Origin of the sequence: Pseudomonas sp. VE 267-6A, from assembly GCF_024126555.1 — a bacterium.
GTDB lineage: Bacteria > Pseudomonadota > Gammaproteobacteria > Pseudomonadales > Pseudomonadaceae > Aquipseudomonas > Aquipseudomonas palmensis.
Genome location: NZ_JAMYBY010000015.1, coordinates 106,417 through 125,640, shown reverse-complemented (window position 1 = coordinate 125,640; position 19,224 = coordinate 106,417). Strand labels below are relative to the sequence as shown.

13 protein-coding genes are annotated in these 19,224 nt (G+C 65.5%); 2 read left to right on the top strand and 11 right to left on the bottom strand.

Annotated features, from left to right (window positions below; genetic code table 11):
- Positions 1 to 18: 18 nt before the first annotated feature.
- The 4 genes from yiaY to NJH59_RS18470 form a co-directional block, all read right to left on the bottom strand.
- Complete coding sequence (yiaY, locus tag NJH59_RS18485; RefSeq protein ID WP_054914574.1) at positions 19 to 1,167, bottom strand: L-threonine dehydrogenase; 1,149 nt, start codon at positions 1,165 to 1,167, stop codon at positions 19 to 21.
- Positions 1,168 to 1,245: 78 nt separating this feature from the next.
- Positions 1,246 to 2,808 carry a threonine ammonia-lyase, biosynthetic gene (gene ilvA / locus NJH59_RS18480; RefSeq protein ID WP_043861442.1) on the bottom strand — a complete coding sequence of 521 codons (1,563 nt, stop codon included), beginning with the start codon at positions 2,806 to 2,808 and terminating at the stop codon, positions 1,246 to 1,248.
- Between the two features lie 190 nt (positions 2,809 to 2,998).
- Positions 2,999 to 3,451 (bottom strand): PACE efflux transporter, encoded by a 453-nt coding sequence (locus tag NJH59_RS18475; protein ID WP_043861441.1) that lies wholly within the window; start codon positions 3,449 to 3,451, stop codon positions 2,999 to 3,001.
- Between the two features lie 158 nt (positions 3,452 to 3,609).
- Entirely contained in the window at positions 3,610 to 4,281 is a 672-nt protein-coding gene (locus tag NJH59_RS18470) for a DUF3313 domain-containing protein (protein ID WP_253087153.1), read from the bottom strand.
- Between the two features lie 81 nt (positions 4,282 to 4,362).
- On the opposite strand from NJH59_RS18470, the gene NJH59_RS18465 reads away from it, so the two are divergent.
- Together NJH59_RS18465 and NJH59_RS18460 are read left to right on the top strand one after the other, a co-directional pair.
- Entirely contained in the window at positions 4,363 to 5,010 is a 648-nt protein-coding gene (locus tag NJH59_RS18465) for a DUF1345 domain-containing protein (RefSeq protein ID WP_054914577.1), read from the top strand.
- Between the two features lie 278 nt (positions 5,011 to 5,288).
- Positions 5,289 to 5,546 (top strand): DUF1652 domain-containing protein, encoded by a 258-nt coding sequence (locus NJH59_RS18460; protein ID WP_043861439.1) that lies wholly within the window; start codon positions 5,289 to 5,291, stop codon positions 5,544 to 5,546.
- Positions 5,547 to 5,555: 9 nt separating this feature from the next.
- Here NJH59_RS18460 and NJH59_RS18455 read toward each other — a convergent pair whose 3' ends face one another.
- The 7 genes from NJH59_RS18455 to NJH59_RS18425 form a co-directional block, all read right to left on the bottom strand.
- On the bottom strand, positions 5,556 to 7,634 hold the full coding sequence (locus NJH59_RS18455) for an EAL domain-containing protein (protein WP_058540139.1): 2,079 nt from the start codon (positions 7,632 to 7,634) through the stop codon (positions 5,556 to 5,558).
- A gap of 229 nt (positions 7,635 to 7,863) precedes the next feature.
- The gene (locus NJH59_RS18450) at positions 7,864 to 9,366 is read right to left on the bottom strand and encodes an efflux transporter outer membrane subunit (RefSeq protein WP_253087152.1); all 1,503 of its coding nucleotides are present in this window, start codon (positions 9,364 to 9,366) and stop codon (positions 7,864 to 7,866) included.
- A complete protein-coding gene (locus NJH59_RS18445; RefSeq protein ID WP_043861436.1) occupies positions 9,363 to 12,470 on the bottom strand; it encodes an efflux RND transporter permease subunit in 3,108 nt (1,035 codons plus the stop codon). The genes NJH59_RS18450 and NJH59_RS18445 overlap by 4 nt, the downstream gene beginning before the upstream one ends.
- Positions 12,467 to 15,565, bottom strand: coding sequence for an MdtB/MuxB family multidrug efflux RND transporter permease subunit (locus NJH59_RS18440; protein ID WP_253087151.1), 3,099 nt, complete (start codon positions 15,563 to 15,565; stop codon positions 12,467 to 12,469). Before NJH59_RS18440 ends, NJH59_RS18445 begins: the two co-directional genes overlap by 4 nt.
- Positions 15,562 to 16,848: an MdtA/MuxA family multidrug efflux RND transporter periplasmic adaptor subunit gene (locus NJH59_RS18435; RefSeq protein ID WP_043861434.1), complete on the bottom strand. Its 1,287-nt coding sequence runs from the start codon at positions 16,846 to 16,848 to the stop codon at positions 15,562 to 15,564. The genes NJH59_RS18440 and NJH59_RS18435 overlap by 4 nt, the downstream gene beginning before the upstream one ends.
- A gap of 256 nt (positions 16,849 to 17,104) precedes the next feature.
- Entirely contained in the window at positions 17,105 to 17,605 is a 501-nt protein-coding gene (tpx, locus tag NJH59_RS18430) for a thiol peroxidase (RefSeq protein ID WP_043861433.1), read from the bottom strand.
- Positions 17,606 to 17,757: 152 nt separating this feature from the next.
- Entirely contained in the window at positions 17,758 to 19,035 is a 1,278-nt protein-coding gene (locus tag NJH59_RS18425; protein WP_043861432.1) for a serine/threonine transporter, read from the bottom strand.
- Positions 19,036 to 19,224 lie beyond the last annotated feature (189 nt).

Genomic DNA, 19,224 nt, shown 5'->3' with positions numbered 1-19,224 from the left:
CTTGCCAGCGAAGATGCGCTAGAAGGCTGCCTTGAAGATCGCCTCGATCTCGGCCTGGCTGGCCCGCCGCGGGTTGGTCAGGCCGCAGGCATCCTTGAGCGCGTTGGCCGCCAGGGTCGGCACATCCGCCACCCGCGCACCCAGCACCTCCAGCCCCGGCGGGATCTCGATATCGTCGCTCAGTTGCACGATGGCCTGGATCGCCGCATCGGCACCCTGCGCCGCGTTCAGCCCCTCCACCGCCACGCCCATCGCCTGTGCCACATCACGCAGGCGCGCCGCGCTCACCGCCGCATTGAACCGCTGCACATGGGGCAGCAGCACCGCGTTGCACACCCCGTGCGGCAGGTCGTAGAAGCCACCGAGCTGATGCGCCATCGCATGCACGAACCCCAGCGAAGCATTGTTGAACGCCATGCCGGCGAGGAACTGCGCATAGGCCATGTTCTCCCGCGCGGTCAGGTCCTGCCCGTCGATCACCGCCTGGCGCAGGTTGCGGCTGATCAGCTCGATGGCCTTGAGTGCGCAGGCGTCGGTGATCGGCGTGGCCGCCGTGGATACATAGGCCTCGATGGCGTGGGTCAGTGCATCCATACCGGTGGCCGCCGTCAGCGACCTGGGCATGCCGACCATCAGCGCCGGGTCGTTCACCGACAGCAACGGGGTGACGTTGCGGTCGACGATGGCCATTTTCACGTGGCGTGCCTCGTCGGTGATGATGCAGAAGCGCGTCATCTCGCTGGCCGTACCGGCCGTGGTATTGATCGCGATCAGCGGCAATTGCGGCTTGGCGGAGCGGTCGACCCCTTCGTAGTCGCCGATGTGCCCGCCATTGGTGGCACACAGGGCAATGCCCTTGGCGCAGTCGTGGGGTGAACCGCCGCCCAGCGAAATCACGCAGTCGCAGTGCTCGCGCTTGAGCATCGCCAGGCCCTGCTCCACGTTGGCGATGCTCGGGTTGGGCTTGGCGCCGTCGAACACCACCGAGTCGATGTCACGCATCGCCAGCTGCTCGGCGATTCGCTGTGCCACGCCGGCCTTGGCCAGCCCGGTATCGGTGACGATCAACGCCTTGGCAAAGCCATAGCCGACAATGGCGGTCATGGCTTCGTCCAGGCAGTCGATGCCCATGATGTTGACGGCTGGGATGAAAAACGTGCTGCTCATGGCGGTATTCCTCAGGCTTTATATCTCTGCCTCAAGGATCCGCCCGTGGGCCGCAGGGCATGTTGATCCAGCGCAAAGTCAGCCAAGAAACAGCCGATAGGCCGGGTTGTCGGTCTCGTCCCAGTAGCGATAGCCCATGCCGTCTAGGGTGCCTGGCAACTGCGCCAGCTCATCGTCCGGCACCTGCAGCGCCACGAACACCCGCGCCTCGGCAGCCCCGTGGTTGCGGTAGTGGAACAGGCTGATGTTCCAGCGCTTGCCCAGGCGCTCCAGAAAGCCCAGCAAGGCGCCAGGACGCTCCGGGAACTCGAAGCGCAGCACCCGCTCGTCGAGCGAGGGGGCCGAGTGGCCGCCCACGGTGTGGCGGATATGCAACTTGGCCAGCTCGTTCTCGGTCAGGTCCAGCACCTCGTAGCCCTGCCCGGCCAGGCTGGCCAGCAACTGCGCGCGCGGGTCGGTGTGCGGGTGGGTCTGCACGCCGACGAACAGGCGGGCCTCCTTGCCGGGCTGGTAGCGGTAGTTGAACTCGGTGATCTGGCGCTGGCCCAGGGCCTGGCAGAAGGCACGGAAGCTGCCCGGCTGCTCGGGGATGGTCACCGCGATGACCGCCTCGCGCTGCTCGCCCAGTTCGGCGCGTTCGGCCACATGGCGCAGGCGGTCGAAGTTGACGTTGGCACCGGAGTCGATCGCCACCAGGGTCTGGCCTGTCACACCGCGGCTGGCCACGTACTTCTTGATCCCCGCCACCGCCAGCGCACCGGAAGGCTCGGTGATCGAGCGGGTGTCGTCGTAGATGTCCTTGATGGCCGCGCACAGCTCGTCGCTGCTGACCGTGACCACTTCGTCCACGTAATGCCGGCACACCTCGAAGCAATGCGCGCCGATCTGCGCCACCGCCACGCCGTCGGCGAAGGTGCCGACCTGGGGGAGCACCACCCGTTCGCCAGCGGCCAGCGCGGCCTGCAGGCAGTTCGAGTCGTGCGGCTCGACGCCGATCACCTTTACCTGCGGGCGCAGGTATTTGACGTAGGCGGCGATGCCGGCGATCAGGCCGCCGCCGCCCACCGGCACGAAGATCGCGTCCAGCTCGCCCGGTTGCTGGCGCAGGATCTCCATGGCCACGGTGCCCTGCCCTGCAATCACGTCCGGGTCGTCGAACGGTGGCACGAACGTGGCGCCTTCGCTCTGGGCCAGTTGCAGCGCATGGGCCAGCGCCCGCGGGAAGCTGTCACCGTGCAGCACCACATTGCCGCCACGCGAGCGCACCCCTTCGATCTTCAGCGCCGGAGTGGTGGTGGGCATCACGATGGTGGCGCGCATGCCCAGTTCACGAGCAGCCAGCGCCACGCCCTGGGCATGGTTGCCGGCAGACGCGGTGATCACCCCGCGCTCGCGCTGCTCGGTGCTCAGACGACTGAGGCGGGTGTAGGCCCCGCGGATCTTGAAGGAAAAGGTCGGCTGCAGGTCTTCGCGCTTGAGCAGCACGTTGTTGCCCAGGGCCTCGGACAGCGCCCGGGCGGGCTGCAGGGGCGTCTCGATGGCCAGGTCATATACCGGTGCGGCAAGAATCCTTCGCACATAGTCCGACAGCAGGCTGGTGGCGCTGGTCGAGGTGCTGGGGCAGACGGTAAGGCTGGTCATCGGTGACTCCTGGTTTTTTTTGAAGTGCCCAGGAGTCAGAAAGGAAAAACCCGCCTCCAGGGCGGGTTAGGTGCAAGGTGCTCGCTAGCCCGCCAATCTGATAATGGCGGTAATAATGCTGTGCGAAGGCAACGCTGCGAATAAGGTCATGGCAGCGAAACTAGCCCAGGGCCTTTTTCAAGTCAATCATTCATTTTGCGCTCGTGCAGGCTTGCACGCCGCGTTCGTGCGCCGATTCGGGCACGCCGAACACCCGGTCGAAGCCCCACTGGAACACGAAGGCGTACACGAAGAAGAACACGAACAGCGCAAGGTTGGTGCCCAGTGCCGCCCACAGGCTGATGTCCAGCCACCAGGCCACCACCGGCAGCAGGATCAGCACCAGCCCGCCCTCGAAGCCGATGGCATGCAGCAGGCGCCGTACGAAGGTGCGGCTGCGTCGGGCCTGACGTGCCTCCCAGAACTCGAACAGGTAGTTGTAGAGCATGTTCCAGCCCAGGGCCATGCCCGACATGATCACCGACAGCACGGTGGAATGGGCCATGCCCTCATCGAAGGCCAATGCCAGGGCCGGTGCGACACAGGCCACCGCGATGACTTCGTACAGAATGGCCTGGGTGATCTTGCGGGTAACGCCTTGCATGACGGGCTCCTTTCAACGGTATGCCGCGCAGGCTAGGCTGATTGAAGCCGGGTTTCAATGGTGAAGCGGTCAACTGTCGTCGGCCCGCTGGGGCCGGCAGACCGGCCAACACGCTGCCAGGCCATTGCGAGGCTCCCCGAAATGGCCTGGCACAGGGCTCAATGGCCCTTGAGCTTGAGGTAGGACTGGTGCAGGTCGGACGCCCAGCCATCGAGCACTGCCTTCACATCGTCGGCCTTCATCACCTGGCTGTCGTTTTCCAGCGGCTTGCCACTGCCCTTGCGCACCACCTGGGCGAGCACCTTGTTGCTGCCGCCATCCAGAAACTGCGCCTCGGTGGCGATATCGGTCTCCTGGTCGCGGATGCCCGAGGCCGTGCTCACCGCTGCCGCCACCAGCGCCACCGGAATCACTTCGTATGCCTTCAGGCCCTCGGTCTTGCTGCTGACGGCCGTGATCGCCGGGCGTACCACGATCACCCCCGGGCCAGGGCCGGTGGCCAGCGGCAACGACTTGCCCAGCTCGCGCTTGAGCGCCTGGTCGTAGTAGTGGGTGATGCCTTGCAGGGTGCTCTGCGGAATCCGCGCGGTAGGTTGCGGCTTGGGATACAGCTGGCTGGGCTCGATGTATACGCTGGTGTAGCGGTCGAGCTTGAGGTTCGGGTCGATCCAGCGCATCACCGTGGCACCGGAGGGCGAGGTGGTCTGCTTGAGACGGCTGTAGTCCTTGAGGAACCCGGAGTACTCGTCGGGCTGCACGGTGCTGCTCGAACAACCGGCCAGGCCCAGCCCGGCCAGGCACAGGGTGCCGATGATCAATGCGTGTTTCATGCGGTCGCTCCAGTGGCGCCTGAAGAAAGGCTTCCTAGGTATAGGCTACAGTTGGCGGTGCATCCATCGACGTGAGGCAACATGGCATTCCACAAACTGGCCCATACCCACCCGCGCCTCAGCGCCGCCGCACTGGTCGGCTGCCTGGGCGGCGTGTTCATCCCGGCAGACAACCTGGTGCAACACATCCTGGCGGGCTGGAACCTCGGGGTCTGGCTGTACCTGCTGCTGGTGTTCTGGCTGACCCTGCGGGCAAAACCGGGCCAGGTGCGCAAGGTGGCCTGCATCGAGGACGAAAATGCCGGGCTGGTGCTGTTTACCGTGAGTATCGCGGCCATCGCCAGCCTTGCCGCAGTCACCCTGCAACTGGCCAGCAGCAAGGGCCTGACCGGCAGCACCCAGGCCCTGCACTACCTGTACACCGGCCTCACCGTGGCCGGCTCGTGGCTGCTGATCGGCACCATCTTCAGCCTGCACTATGCGCGCCTGTTCTACACCAGCACCGCCAAGCAGCCGCTGCTGCGCTTTCCAGACGAGGAGCGCAACCCCGATTACTGGGACTTCCACTACTTCTCGTTCACCCTCAGCGTCGCAGTGCAAACCTCCGATGTGGGCGTCGCCGGGCGTGAACTGCGCCGCGTGGTGCTGGCCCACTCGGTGATCGGTTTCGTGTTCAACACCGCGATTCTGGGTTTCACCATCAACATCGCCGCCGGCCTGCTCAGCTGAGCCCGCCGCTGGTCTGAAATACCCGTGGCCCCACCCTGCCCGCTTCAGCGGCCATGACAGCCTCACCCGCCGCAATGCGGACCACGCAAACGCTTGCGCAACCCACACATAGCAAAAAGCCATTGTGACGCAGGTCAAACATCCTGCAACGGGGCGCAAACAAGCGGCGGACAGCGGCCGCATCGGTGCTATGGTTAGGGTCTTGGCCTTCCCTGGGCAGCGTGTCCCGGGTACAGGCATGCTCAGCGAATCGGGGTCAGCTGTAAAAGGAGGCCGGCATGAACAAGCTCACGTTTCCCAACGCCTGCCAGATGATGCGCTGGCACTTCCATCCCCTGGGCTTTGAAGCCAGCATGGATGCACCGCGCAGCATGGTGGCGCGCGTGTTCGACCGCGCCACCGGCGAAACCCTGCTGGCGATTGCCGGCATTCCGTGCGCCACACTGATGGCGGCGTCGGATGTGGAGCGCATCATCGAAGCGGTGGAAGACGAGCTTGAAGCGTTCCAGCCCTCGTGTGCGCTGCGCTCGGCCTGACGCTGGCGCTCAGGCCTGCCCCACCGCCAGTCTCTCGATATCAGCCATGAAACGCTCGGCCGGCAGCGGCTGACCGAGCAGGTACCCTTGCAGCGAATCACACCCCAGACGGGTCAGGAAGTCCTGCTGGCGGTCGGTTTCCACCCCTTCGGCAACAATCCTCAACCCCAGTGCCTGCCCCAGCGCCACGATGGCCGACACGATCGCGGCATCGTCGCTGTCCTGCTCCAGGTCGCGCACGAAGCCACGGTCGATCTTCAGCTCGTTGGCCGGCAGGCGCTTCAAGTACATCAGGCTGGAGTAGCCGGTACCGAAATCGTCGATGGACAGGTCCACGCCCATGTCCGACAGGCGCTGCAACACCATCAGGCTCGCATCGGCGTCGTGCATGGCGGTGGTTTCGGTGATCTCCAGGGTCAGGCTGTTGGCCGGCAGGCGATGGCGCTGCAAGGCCGACGCCACGCTGTCAACCAGCCCGGCATGGCAGAACTGGATGGCCGACAGGTTCACTGCAACCCGCCAGTTTTCATAGCCCTGGTCCATCCAGCTGCGCATCTGGCGGCAGGCCTCGTCCAGCACCCACTCGCCGATCGGGATGATCAACCCGGTTTTTTCCGCCAGCTGGATGAAGCGATCGGGCAGCAACATGCCGTGCTGCGGGTGCTCCCAGCGCAGCAGGGCCTCGGCACCGATAGGCTGGCGCCCCACCGCATCGAACTTGGGCTGGTAGAACAGGCGCAACTGGCGCTGCTCCAGCGCCATGCGCAGGTCCTGCAGCAACTGCAGCTGCAGGCGCGCATTGCTGTTCATCGACACATCGAAAAAGCTGTAGGCGTTCTTGCCGGCGCTCTTGGCGTGGTACATGGCCGCGTCGGCATTGCGCAGCAGCTCCATCTGGTCGGCGCCGTTGCCGGGGTACAACACGATGCCGACGCTGGCGGAGATCTGCAGGCTCTGCTCGGCCACCCGAAACGGGCGCGATACCAGGTTGACCTGCTTGGCGGCCACCCCCACCGCGTCTTCAGGCTCGTCCAGTTCCACCAGCAGCACGAACTCGTCACCGCCGATGCGCGCCAGGGTGTCCTGGCTGTGCAGGTGGCCGCGCAGGCGCATCGCCACCTCCTTGAGCAACTGGTCGCCGGTGTGATGGCCGAACGCGTCGTTGACCGGCTTGAACCCGTCCAGGTCGATGAACATCAGCGCAAAGCAGCCGCCCTGCTCGGCCACCTTGGCGATGGCCTGCTCGATGCGGTCGGTCAGCAGGCTGCGGTTGGGCAGCCCGGTGAGGGTGTCGTGCAGCGCCAGCTGGGTCAGCTCCTGGTTGGCCAGGGTCAGCGATTGCGCCAGCTCCGCAGTGCGCGCCTCCAGGCGTGCATCCAGCACCGAGGTCAGCAGCGCCACCGCCAGCACTGCCAGGGTGGTGATCAGCACCAGGTAGTCCAGGCCACTGCCGCTGAGCCCACCGTCCAGCGCGCCACAGAAGCTGCCGTCGGCAAAATTGGCCGCTGCCATGCCGGTGTAGTGCATGCCGACGATGGCAATGCCCATCACCACGGCGGCGCCGCCGCGAATCTGGCGTACATACGGGGTATTGCGGCGCAGGCGGAAGGCGATCCACAGTGCGGCCACCGACGCGCCTACTGCAATCAACAGCGAGGCGGCGAACAGCAGCGGGTCGTAGTCGATGCCCGGTTGCATCTGCATGGCAGCCATGCCGGTGTAATGCATGCTGCTGATGCCCGCGCCCATGATCAGCGCCCCCAGCGCCAGCACGCGGCCCGGCAGGCTCGGCTGGCTCACCAGCCACAGTGCGAAGCCCGACGAAAGCACCGAGATCACCAGCGACAGCGCGGTGAGGCTCAGGTCGTAGCCCAGCTCGATGGGCAGGCTGAAGGCAAGCATGCCGATGAAGTGCATCGACCAGATCCCGGTGCCCAGGGCCAGAGCACCGCCGACCATCCACAGGTACGCGGCACGGCCCTTGGCGGTGGCGATGCGCCCGGTCAGGTCCAGCGCCGTGTAGGACGCCAGAATCGCCACGCACAGCGAAATCAGGACCAGCGAGGAGGAATAACTACCGTTGAGCATGAAGGTTCCAAGGCCCGGTTGACGGGCGCTGTCCCGGCCCGGTGAAAAACCGATGATTGTACTCAACCTTTAGCGAAACGCACGGAGTTTCCGAGGGATGGCGGGATGTTTTTGGCGAATGGCCATCAGGCTTTGGAACCGCGTCGCGGCCTTCGCCAGCAAGGCTGGCTCCTACAATCACACCGCGGCCTGTAGGCGCCGGCCTTGCCGGCGAACGCCTCGACGCACACTACCTGCCGATCGCGGTACGGTCTTCAGCAGCAAGGCTGGCTGCCTCCCAGCCACCCCCCAACGCCGCAATCAACTGCACGCTGGCCACCAGCCGGCCCTGCAGCAGGTTCAGCACGCTGCGTTCATTGCTCAACGCGGTGGTCTGCACGTTCACCACGTCCAGATACCCGATCAGGCCCGCCTTGTACTGGTTCTCGGTCAGGCGCAGCGACTCGCGCGCCGACGCCAGCGCCTCATCGCGCACCTGCGCCTCATCGGCATACACCTTCAGCTGCACCAGGTAGTTTTCCACCTCCTGGAAGCCATCCAGCACGCTCTGACGGTACTGCGCCACAGTCTGGTCATACACGGCCTTGGTACGGTCGACCTCGGCCGAGCGCTTGCCGGCATCGAACAGGGTCACGGCCAACTGCGGCCCCACCGACCAGAAGCGGTTCGGCAAGCTGATCCAGTCGCTGAAGCTGCTACTGCTGTAGCCACCGCTCATGCTCAGGGTCAGGTCCGGGAAGTACGCCGCCCGCGCCACGCCGATATTGGCGTTGGCCGCCATCACCTTGCGCTCGGCCGAGGCAATGTCGGGGCGGCGCTCCAGCAGCTGCGACGGCAGCGCCAGCGGGATCTGCGGCAAGGCCGGTATGGTGGTGCTCGGCGCCAGGGCAAATTCGGCCGGCGCCTTGCCCATCAGCACGGCAATCGCATTCTCGAACTGCGCCCGCTGCCAGATCAGGTCGATCAGGTCGGCCTGGGTGCTCTTGAGCTGGGTCTGTGCCTGGGCCACCGCGTCCTTGCCCGAAACCCCGGCGCGGTACTGGTTCTGGGTCATGGTCAGCGAACGCTGATAGGCCGCCAGCGTGGCCTCGAGCAGGCGCTTCTGCTCGTCGATCACACGCAGCTGCAGGTAGTTCTGCACCAGCTCCGACTGCAGGCTCAGGCGTATCGCCGCCAGGTCCGCCAGGCTCGCCTCGGCACTCGCCTCGTTGGCGTTCAGGCCCTCACGCAGCTTGCCCCACAGGTCGGCTTCCCAGCTCACGCCCAGCTGGGCGCTATACGTGTCGCGGATACCGCTGCTGTTGTTGCTCAGACTCGAACTGCTGCTGCCGGTGCCCTGGCTGGAGCGGGTCTTGCCGGCGCTCAGGTCGAGGCTGGGAAACAGCGAAGCCCGGGCGCTGCGCACCAGGGTCTGGGCCTGGCGGTATTGCGCCTCGTACTGGGCCACCGTCTGGTTGTTGGCATTGAGCTGCTCGACCAGACCGTTGAGCTGCGCATCGCCGTACAGCTCCCACCAGGCCCCGCGCGCCAGGGCGTCGGACGGGTTGGCCTGGGTCCAGCCCTCGGCGTACTTGAACGCCACCGGCTCCGGCGCCTGCGGCCGGTGGTAGTCGGGGCTCAGGGTACAGGCGCTGAGCATCGCCAGGCACAGGGCCGAGGTCAGCAGGCGCGAACCACGGGCCGCCAGCACGCGCTGCAGGGAAGGTGGACAAACATCGGCAGGTCGGGTCATAGCGGGGTTTCCAAAGCAGCGTCGGTACGCACGCCACGCCAGTGATTGAAGCGATGGCGCAGGCGGTCCAGATAGAGGTAGACCACCGGAGTGGTGTAAAGCGTGAGGATCTGGCTGAACACCAGCCCGCCAATGATGGTCAGGCCCAGCGGCTGGCGCATCTCGGCGCCCTCGGCGGTGCTCAGCAGTAACGGCAAGGCGCCCAGGATCGCCGCCAGGGTGGTCATCAGGATCGGCCGCAGACGCAGCAGGCAGGCCCGACGAATCGACTCCTGCGGGCTCAGCCCTTCATGGCGCTCCAGCTGCAGGGCCAGGTCGATCATCAGAATCGCGTTCTTCTTCACCACCCCGATCAGCAGGAACAGCCCCAGCAGCGAGATCAGGCTGAATTCGCTGCCGACCACGTACAGCGTCAGCAGCGCCCCTACCCCGGCCGACGGCAGGGTCGAGAGGATGGTCAGCGGGTGAATGTAGCTTTCATACAGAATCCCCAGCACCAGGTACACCGCCAGCAAGGCGCCGAGGATCATCCAGGGCTGGCCCTCCTGGCTCTTGGTGAAGGCATCGCCGGTACCGCCAAGCTTGGCGATCACGTCCTCGGGCAGGCCGACCTTGGCCACCGCGCGCTCCACCGCGGCCAGCGCCACGTCCTGGCTGACGCCTTCTGCGAGGTCGAACGAGATGTCCTCGGAGGCGAACTGCCCCTCGTGGCTGACACGGTCCTCGGCCAGGCTGTTCTCGTAATGGGCAAAGGTCGACAGCGGCACGCGTGCGCCGTCGGCGGTGATCACCTGGACCTGCTCCAGGGTGCGCGGGTCCTGCGCATACTTGGGGTTGACCTCCATCACCACCTGGTACTGGTTGAGGCTGTCGTAGATGGTCGAGATCTGGCGCTGGCTGTAGGCGTTGTTGAGCACGGCGGTGACCATGTTCATGTCGATGCCCAGGCGCTTGGCCTGCTCGCGATCGACCACCAGGGTCACCTGCTGGGTGCCGCTGCCTTCGCGGGCGTCGATGGCCGTCAGCTCCGGCAGCGCCTTGAACGCCGCCACCACCTTCGGGTACCACTCGCGCAACGCCGTCAGCTCGCCACTTTGCAGGGTGTAGAGAAACTGCGAGCTGCTCTGCTCGCGGCCACCGCCAAACTGCAGGTCCTGGTCGGCCATCAGGAACAGCCGCCCGCCGGGTACCTTGGGCATCTCCTTGCGCAGGCGCTCGATGATCTTCTGCGCCGACTCCTTGCGCTCCTTGATCGGCTTGAGGCGCACCAGCACCATGGCGTTGTTGATGCCGCTGTTGCCGCCGATGAAACCGGCCACGCTCTGCACGGCCGGGTCCTTGAGCAAGGCGCGCCGGTAGATTTCCATCTTCGGCTGCATCACCGCGAACGACAGGCCATCGTCACCCCGCACAAAGCCCATCAACTGGCCGGTGTCCTGCTGCGGCATCAGGGTCTTGGGCACCACAACGTACAGCGCCACGTTGACCACGATGGTCACCAGCAGGCTCAGCAGCGTCAGGCGGCGATGGCGCAGCGCCCAGCCCAGGCTGCGGTCGTAGCCGGCCATCATGCGCTGGTTGAGACGCTCGCTCCAACGCTGCAGGCGGGTCTGCTCGCCGGGGGCGTGAGGTTTGAGCCAGCGCGCGCAGAGCATCGGCGTGAGCGTCAGCGACACCACCAGCGACACCAGGATGGCCGCCGCCAGGGTGATGGAGAACTCGCGGAACAACGACTCGACGATGCCGCCCATGAACAGGATCGAGACGAACACCGCCACCAGCGAGGCGTTCATCGCCAGCAGCGTGAAGCCCACCTCCTTGGCGCCGAGGAAGGCCGCGGCCAGCGGCGCGACGCCTTCGTCGATATGCCGCGAGATGTTCTCCAGCACCACGATGGCGTCGTCCACCACCAGCCCGGTGGCGAGAATCAGCGCCATCAGCGACAGGTTGTTGAGCGAGAACCCGCACAGGTACATCACCGCGAAGGTGCCCACCAGCGACACCGGCACCGCCAGGGTCGGGATCAGTGAGGCGCGCAGGTTGCCCAGGAACAGGAACACCACCAGGATCACCAGCGCCACGGCGATCAGCAGCGTGTGTTCGGCCTCCTTGAGGGTGGCCTTGATCACCGGCGAGCGGTCCATGGCCACGTTCAGTTGCACGCTGGCCGGCATCAGGTCCTGCAACGCCGGCAACTGCTCCTTGATGCTCTCGATGGTCTTGATGATGTTGGCGCCGGTCTGGCGGTTGATCACCAGCAGCACCGCGTCCTTGTCGTTGAAGAAGCCGCTGTTGTAGCGGTTCTCCACGCCATCGGTGACCTTGGCCACGTGGCTCAGGCGCAGCACCGAGCCGTCCTGGTAGCGAATCACCAGCGGGCCGTAGTCCTTGGCTTTCTCCAGTTGGTCATTGGCCTGTACCTGCCAGCTGCGCTGGGTGTCCTCGATGAAGCCCTTGGGCCGGCGCACGTTGGCGTTGGCGATGGTCTGGCGCACATCGTCCAGGCTCACGCCGTACTGGTTGAGCAGTTGCGGCTCCAGCTCGATGCGCACCGCCGGCAGCGAACTGCCGCCGATCTGCACCTCGCCCACACCCGGCACCTGGGACAGGCTCTGGGACAGGATGGTGGAGGCCAGGTCGTAGAGCTGGCCCTTCTGCAGCACATCGGAGGTCAGCGACAGCACCATGATCGGTGCCTGGGCCGGGTTGAACTTGTTGTAGGTGGGCATGCTCTTCATGCCGCTGGGCAGCAGGTTGCGCGTGGCATTGATGGCCGCCTGCACCTCGCGTGCGGCGCCATCGATGTCGCGCCCCATGTCGAAGCCCAGGATCACCCGCGTGGAGCCCTGGCTGGAGCGGCTGGTCAGGGTGTTGACCCCGGCGATGCTGCCCAGCGAGCGTTCCAGCGGGGTTGCCACGGTGGAGGCCATCACCTCGGGGCTGGCCCCGGGCAGGCTGGCCGACACCACGATCACCGGGAAGTCCATCTGCGGCAGCGGCGCCACCGGCAGCAGGCCGAAGCTGACCCCGCCCAGCAGCATGATGGCCAGGCTCAGCAGCATGGTCGCCACCGGGCGACGGATAAACGGGCCGGAGAGGTTCATGCGTCGGCCTGTTGCGGGTCAGGCTGACGGCGCCAGCGACGCGCCAGGCGGTCGAAGTACAGGTAGATCACCGGCGTGGTGAACAGCGTCAGCACCTGGCTCACCAGCAGCCCGCCCACCATCACCAGGCCCAGCGGCTGGCGCAGCTCGGCGCCCGAGCCGGTGGCGAGCATCAGCGGGATGGCCCCGAACAGCGCCGCCAGGGTGGTCATCAGGATCGGCCGGAAGCGCAGCAGCGCCGCCTGGTAGATCGCCGTCTGCGGGTCCATGCCCTGGTTGCGTTCGGCCTCCAGGGCGAAGTCGATCATCATGATCGCGTTCTTCTTGACGATACCGATCAGCAGGATGATGCCGATGATCGCGATCATGCCCAGGTCGTTGCCACTGATCATCAAGGCCAGCAGCGCGCCCACTGCGGCCGAAGGCAGGGTCGAAAGGATGGTCACCGGGTGGATGTAGCTCTCGTAGAGCACGCCGAGCACGATGTACATGGTCACCACCGCCGCCAGAATCAGCAGCAGGGTGCTCGACAGCGACGCCTGGAAGGCTTCGGCCGCGCCCTGGAAGCGGGTCTGCACGCCCAGCGGCATGCCGATCTGCTGCTGCACCTGTTCGATGACCTTGACGCCCTCGCCCAGCGACACGCCTTCGGCCAGGTTGAACGACATCATCACCGCCGGGAACTGGCCGATGTGGGCAATGGCCAGTTGCGCCTGGCGCTGCTCCACATGGGCCAGGCTCGACAGGCGCACCTGCGCGCCATCGGTGGTCTTGACGTAGATCTGGTCGAGCACCCTGGGCCCAAGGTCGGCCGCCGCAGCGGCCTGCAGCACCACGCGGTACTGGCTGGCCTGGGTATAGATGGTAGAGATCTGGCGCTGGCCGAAGGCGTCGTACAGCGCATTGGTGATTTCCGACACGTTGATGCCCAGACGGCTGGCGGCGTCGCGGTCGATCACCAGGAACACCTGCAGGCCCTTGTCCTGCAGGTCGCTGGCCACATCGGTCAGCTCGGGGCGATCATGCAACGCATCCACCAGCTTGCCGCTCCACTGCGCGAGCAGGTCGGCATCCGGCGACGACAGGCTGAACTGGTACTGGGTGCGGCTGACGCGGTCTTCGATGCTCAGGTCCTGCACCGGCTGCATGAACAGGCGAATGCCCACCAGCTTGTCCAGTTGCGGTTGCAAACGGGTGATGACCTGCGAGGCAGTGATGTCGCGCTCGCCGTGGGGCTTGAGGTTGATCAGCAACCGGCCGCTGTTGAGCGTGGCGTTGTCGCCGTCGACGCCGATGTACGACGACAGGCTCTGCACGGCCGGGTCCTGCAGGATCACCGCGCTCAGTTCCTGCTGGCGCTGGCTCATGGCGGCGAACGAGATCGATTGCGGGGCTTCGGAAATACCCTGGATCACCCCGGTGTCCTGCACCGGGAAAAAGCCCTTGGGCACCGCCAGGTACAGCAGCACGGTCAGGCCCAGGGTCGCCACCGCCACCAGCAGGGTCAGCGGCTGGTGGCGCAGCACCCACTGCAGGCCGCGACCATAGTGGGCGATCATCCAGTCGATCCAGGCACCGCTGGCGCGGTAGAAGCGCCCCTGTTCCTCTTCCCTGGGCTCGCGCTTGAGCAGGCGCGCGCACATCATCGGCGTGAGGGTCAGCGACACCACCAGCGAGATCAGGATCGCCACCGCCAGGGTGATGGCGAACTCGCGGAACAACCGCCCCACCACGTCGGCCATGAACAGCAGCGGGATCAGTACCGCGAGCAGCGAGAAGGTCAGCGAGATCAGGGTGAAGCCGATCTGCCGGGCGCCCTTGAGCGCGGCCTGCATCGGCGTCTCGCCCTCCTCGATATGCCGCGAGATGTTCTCCAGCATCACGATGGCATCGTCCACCACGAAGCCGGTGGCAATGGTCAGGGCCATCAGCGTGAGGTTGTTGATCGAGAACCCGGCCAGGTACATCACGCCGAAGGTGCCGATCAGCGACAGTGGCACGGCGATCGACGGGATGAGGGTGGCGCTGGCCCGGCGCAGGAACAGGAAGGTCACCAGCACCACCAGCACGATGGCGATCAGCAGCTCATGCTGCACATCCTTGACCGAAGCACGGATGGTCTGGGTGCGGTCGGTGAGCACCACCACGTCCAGCCCCGCCGGCAGGTTGTCGGTGATCGACGGCAGCAGCGCCTTGATCCGGTCGACCACCTCGATGACGTTGGCCCCAGGCTGGCGCTGGATGTTCAGCAGCACTGCCTGGCTCTGGTTGGCCCAGGCCGCCAGGCGCTCGTTCTCGGCGCCGTCGACGATCTCGGCAACGTCCTTCAGGCGCAGCGGCGCACCGTTCTTGTAGGCCAGGATCAGGTTGGCGTATTCCTCGGGGGAGCGCAGCTGGTCGTTGGCGTCGAGCATCGAGACCCGCGTGGGGCCGTCGAAGTTGCCCTTGGGCTGGTTGACGTTGGAGGCGCCGATCAGGGTGCGCACGTCGGCCAGGTTCAGCCCGGCCGAGGCCAGTGCGTCAGGGTTGACCTTGATGCGTACCGCCTGGCGCTGGCCACCGGCGATGCTGACCATGCCCACACCGCTGATCTGTGCGATCTTCTGCGCCATGCGCGTGTCGACCAGGTCGTTGAGCTTGGGCAGCAGCATGGTCTTGCTGGTGATGGCCAGGGTCAGTACCGGGGTATCGGCCGGGTTGACCTTGTTGTACACCGGCGGCGCCGGCAGGTCGCTGGGCAACAGGTTGCTGGCCGCGTTGATCGCCGCCTGCACCTGCTGCTCGGCGACGTCCATGTTCATTTCGAGACTGAAGCGCAGGGTCAGTACCGAGGCACCGCCCGAACTGGTCGAGGCCATCTGGGTAAGCCCGGGCATCTGCCCGAACTGGCGCTCCAGCGGCGCGGTGACGGCGCTGGTCATCACCTGCGGGCTGGCACCGGGGTACAGAGTGATGACCCGGATGGTCGGGTAATCGACCTGGGGCAAGGCCGCCACGGGCAGCAACGTGTAGGCGATCAGGCCGGCCAGCACGATGGCAAGCATGCTCAGCGTGGTGGCGACCGGGCGCAGGATGAACAGCCGCGAAAGGTTCATGCGCCAGCCTTGCCCTGCTCGCCCGGCGTGGCCGAGAGGTCTTTCTTGTCCTGGCCCTGCAGGTGCTGGCCTGGGGTGGCGGGCACGTCGCTGCTGTCGTTGACCACTTCCACCTCGCTGCCGTCACGCAGGCGGTCGGTGCCTTCGAGCACCACGCGCTCGCCCTTGGCCAGGCCTTCCTTGACCACCGTGAGGTCGCCGTCGCTGGCGCCGAGCTTGAGGCTGCGGATGGTCACCTTGTTGTCGCCGTCCATCACGTAGGCGAAGGTGCCGTTGGTGCCGAACTGCATCGCGGCCGATGGCGCCAGCACCACGTCCTTCAAGGTGTCGGCCAGCAGGCGCACGTTGACGAACTGGTTGGGGAACAGCATTTCATCCTGGTTTTCGAACCCGGCCTTGAACTTCAGGGTGCCGGTGGTGGTGTCGATCTGGTTGTCCAGGCTGCTCAGCACGCCCACCGAGAGCTGCTGGGTGTCGCCGCGGTCCCACGCCTGTACCGGCAGCTGGGCCCCGCTGCGGTAGCGCGACAGCACGGTGCTCAGCTCGGTTTCCGGCAGGGTGAAGACCACGGTGATCGGCTGGGTCTGGGTGATCACCACCAGTGCCGTGGTGTCGTTGGCCGCCACCAGGTTGCCGACGTCCAGCTGGCGCAGGCCCAGGCGCCCGCTGATGGGGGCACGAATCCTGGTGAAGTCGAGGTTGAGCCTGGCATCGCCCACCGCCGCCTGGTTGGTCTTGATGGTGCCCTGGTACTGGGCTACCAGCGCGGCCTGGGTATCGAGGGTCTGCTTGGCGATGCTGTCTTCGGCGAACAGGCCCTTGTAGCGCTCAAGGTCGATCTGGGCGTTTTTCAGCTGCGCCTGGTTCTGTGCCAGGGTGCCTTCGGCCTGCTGCAGGGCGATCTGGTAGCTGCGCGGGTCGATCTCTGCCAGCAGGTCGCCGGCCTTGACCCGCTGGCCTTCCTTGAAGTTGATCTTGACCAGCTCGCCGCCCACGCGGCTGCGCACGTTGACCGTGTTGGTCGCGGTCACGGTGCCCAGGGCCTTGTAGTACAGCGGGAAGTCGCCCACGGTGGCCGGCGCCACACGCACCGGTACCGGCCCGCCGAACGCGCCGAAACCTGGCCGCCCGCCCCCCGGCTTGCCTGCGCCCGGGGCCTTGTTCGCCGGCGATGAAGGCCAGAATACCCAGCACAGGCCGGCAATCAGCAGCAGGACCAGCAGGCTCAGCAGCCAGCGACGGGAGTGACGAGGACGGGCGGTTTGCATCGGTTGATCGGCCATTGTGCGGAAAGACTTCTCTTGAGGAGGCTGAACGATAAGCAGTAGAGCGGTTTTAGCAAAGCGCCTTTACCGGCTATTTACCTAGAGCTGACGTTGGCAAAGTGCTGAACTATAAATAAAAACGGCCTGGGCTAAGGCCAGGCCGTTACAACTTTTTTCAAATAACCTTTCTATTTCAGCACCGCCCCCCTGTGGGAGCTGGCTTGCCAGCGAAGGCATCCATGCGGTGCATGAAAACTCGCGGTGCCTGAATGCGTTACTTCAGTACCGCCAGCGCCGCGTCGTAGTTCGGCTCTTCGGCGATTTCCTTGACCAGTTCGGCGTGCAGCACCTTGTCGTTTTCGTCCAGTACCACGACTGCACGGGCAGTCAGGCCCTTGAGCGGGCCGTCGGCGATGGCCACGCCGTAGTTCTGGATGAATTCGGCACCACGCAGGGTGGACAGGTTCTTGACGTTTTCCAGGCCTTCGGCGCCGCAGAAGCGTGCCTGGGCGAACGGCAGGTCGGCCGAGATGCACAGTACCACGGTGTTGGCCAGTTCGTTGGCCTTGGCGTTGAACTGGCGCACCGAGGTGGCGCAGGTCGGGGTGTCGACGCTCGGGAAGATGTTCAGCACTTTACGCTTGCCGGCGAAGGAAGCCAGGGTCACGTCGGACAGGTCGCCCGCCACCAGGGAAAACGCAGGTGCCTGGGCACCGACTTTCGGCAGTTCGCCGTTGACCTGAACCGGGTTGCCTTTGAGAGTCACTTGAGCCATGAAAGAAGTCCTTATGCGGGGGTGAGTAAAGGACCAGAGTTAAGCATGAAAGTGCCCCGACACCTATGGGGCAGCGATAAATTGTTGAATATCCAGAGAGTTTTTGTGGACAAAGAGCGAGCAAGGGTGTGCACCCCTGCCCGCCCCCAGCCTCAGCCGACCAGCGAGTAGACGATGGCGCTGATGGCCACCAGGCCCACCACGACCACGAACACGTTGGACAGCGCGCCACTGTACTTGCGCATCGCCGGCACGCGACGGATGGCGTACATCGGCATCAGGAACAGGATCGCCGCGATCACCGGGCCGCCGAACGACTCGATCATGCTCAGGATGCTGGGGTTGAGCGTGGCCACCACCCAGCAGATCACCAGCATGAAGGCTGCGGTGAACCGGTCCAGGGCCTTGGCACCCGGCCGCTTGCCCGTCTTGAGCACCAGGCCCTTGAGGCCTTCGCTGGCACCGATGTAATGGCCCAGGAACGACTTGGCGATGGCGATGAAGGCAATCAGCGGTGCAGCGAACTCGATGGTCGGGTTGCTGAAGTGGTTGGCCAGGTACGACAGGATCGACAGGTTCTGCGCCTTGGCCTCGGCCAGTTGCGCCGGGTTCAGGGTGAGCACGCAGCTGAACACGAAGAACATCACCATCGCCACCATCAACAGGTGCGCGCGCCGCAGGATCTGCCCGCTGCGCTCGTCGGCGTGCTCGCCGTAGCGGCGTTTCTGGTCCACGGCAAAGGCCGAAATGATCGGCGAGTGGTTGAACGAGAACACCATCACCGGAATCGCCAGCCACAGGGTGTGCACGAATGCCGACCCCGATGGCAGCTCGGTGGCGGTCGTGAGGATGCCGCCGTTCCAGTGCGGTATCAGGAACACCGCCAGCAATGCCAGGGCCACGATGAAGGGGTACACCAGCAGGCTCATGACCTTGACGGTGGCCTGCTCGCCGCAGCGCACGATGACCAGCAGGCCCAGGATCAGCACGAACGACAGCAGCACCCGCGGCGGCGGCGCCATGTGCAGTTGATGCTCCATGAAGCTGCTGACCGTGTTGGTCAGGGCCACGCTGTAGATCAGCAGGATGGGGAAGATGGCCAGGAAGTACAGCAAGGTGATGCAGGCGCCGGCGCTGAGGCCGAAATGCTCCTCCACCACTTCGGTGATGTCGGCACCGTCACGCCCCGAGAGCACGAAGCGGGTCAGGCCACGGTGTGCGTAGTAGGTCATCGGGAAGGCCAGCAGCGCGAGGATCAGCAGCGGCCAGAAGCCGCCGAGGCCGGCGTTGATTGGCAGGAACAGCGTGCCGGCACCGATGGCGGTACCGAACAGGCCCAGCATCCAGGTGGTGTCCTGCCGGGCCCAGCTACCTAGGGCGGCGGGGGTCGATTCGAAGCGTTGATCAACGCTCGGGGCCTGCTCATTCATCCGGGTGCAACTCCGCTCGCAAGACTGCAACATCGCTGGGAGTGGCCAAACAGACGCATCGGCGCACCCCAGCTGTAAAAGAGGGGCGCGATTGTGCGCGCTTTGGTTGCACTTGCAAAGCCCTTGCCGAGGAGTGGTTGCACCTGCCGGCAACGCAGCGCCGGTCAAGCCCGCCCCCACAAGGCCATC

Excerpts from the sequence above, each read along its gene's own strand:
- yiaY (WP_054914574.1), bottom strand. The coding sequence starts at position 1,167 with ATGAGCAGCACGTTTTTCATCCCAGCCGTCAACATCATGGGCATCGAC.
- ilvA (WP_043861442.1), bottom strand. The coding sequence starts at position 2,808 with ATGACCAGCCTTACCGTCTGCCCCAGCACCTCGACCAGCGCCACCAGC.
- NJH59_RS18475 (WP_043861441.1), bottom strand. The coding sequence starts at position 3,451 with ATGCAAGGCGTTACCCGCAAGATCACCCAGGCCATTCTGTACGAAGTC.
- NJH59_RS18470 (WP_253087153.1), bottom strand. The coding sequence starts at position 4,281 with ATGAAACACGCATTGATCATCGGCACCCTGTGCCTGGCCGGGCTGGGC.
- NJH59_RS18465 (WP_054914577.1), top strand. The coding sequence starts at position 4,363 with ATGGCATTCCACAAACTGGCCCATACCCACCCGCGCCTCAGCGCCGCC.
- NJH59_RS18460 (WP_043861439.1), top strand. The coding sequence starts at position 5,289 with ATGAACAAGCTCACGTTTCCCAACGCCTGCCAGATGATGCGCTGGCAC.
- NJH59_RS18455 (WP_058540139.1), bottom strand. The coding sequence starts at position 7,634 with ATGCTCAACGGTAGTTATTCCTCCTCGCTGGTCCTGATTTCGCTGTGC.
- NJH59_RS18450 (WP_253087152.1), bottom strand. The coding sequence starts at position 9,366 with ATGACCCGACCTGCCGATGTTTGTCCACCTTCCCTGCAGCGCGTGCTG.
- NJH59_RS18445 (WP_043861436.1), bottom strand. The coding sequence starts at position 12,470 with ATGAACCTCTCCGGCCCGTTTATCCGTCGCCCGGTGGCGACCATGCTG.
- NJH59_RS18440 (WP_253087151.1), bottom strand. The coding sequence starts at position 15,565 with ATGAACCTTTCGCGGCTGTTCATCCTGCGCCCGGTCGCCACCACGCTG.
- NJH59_RS18435 (WP_043861434.1), bottom strand. The coding sequence starts at position 16,848 with ATGGCCGATCAACCGATGCAAACCGCCCGTCCTCGTCACTCCCGTCGC.
- tpx (WP_043861433.1), bottom strand. The coding sequence starts at position 17,605 with ATGGCTCAAGTGACTCTCAAAGGCAACCCGGTTCAGGTCAACGGCGAA.
- NJH59_RS18425 (WP_043861432.1), bottom strand. The coding sequence starts at position 19,035 with ATGAATGAGCAGGCCCCGAGCGTTGATCAACGCTTCGAATCGACCCCC.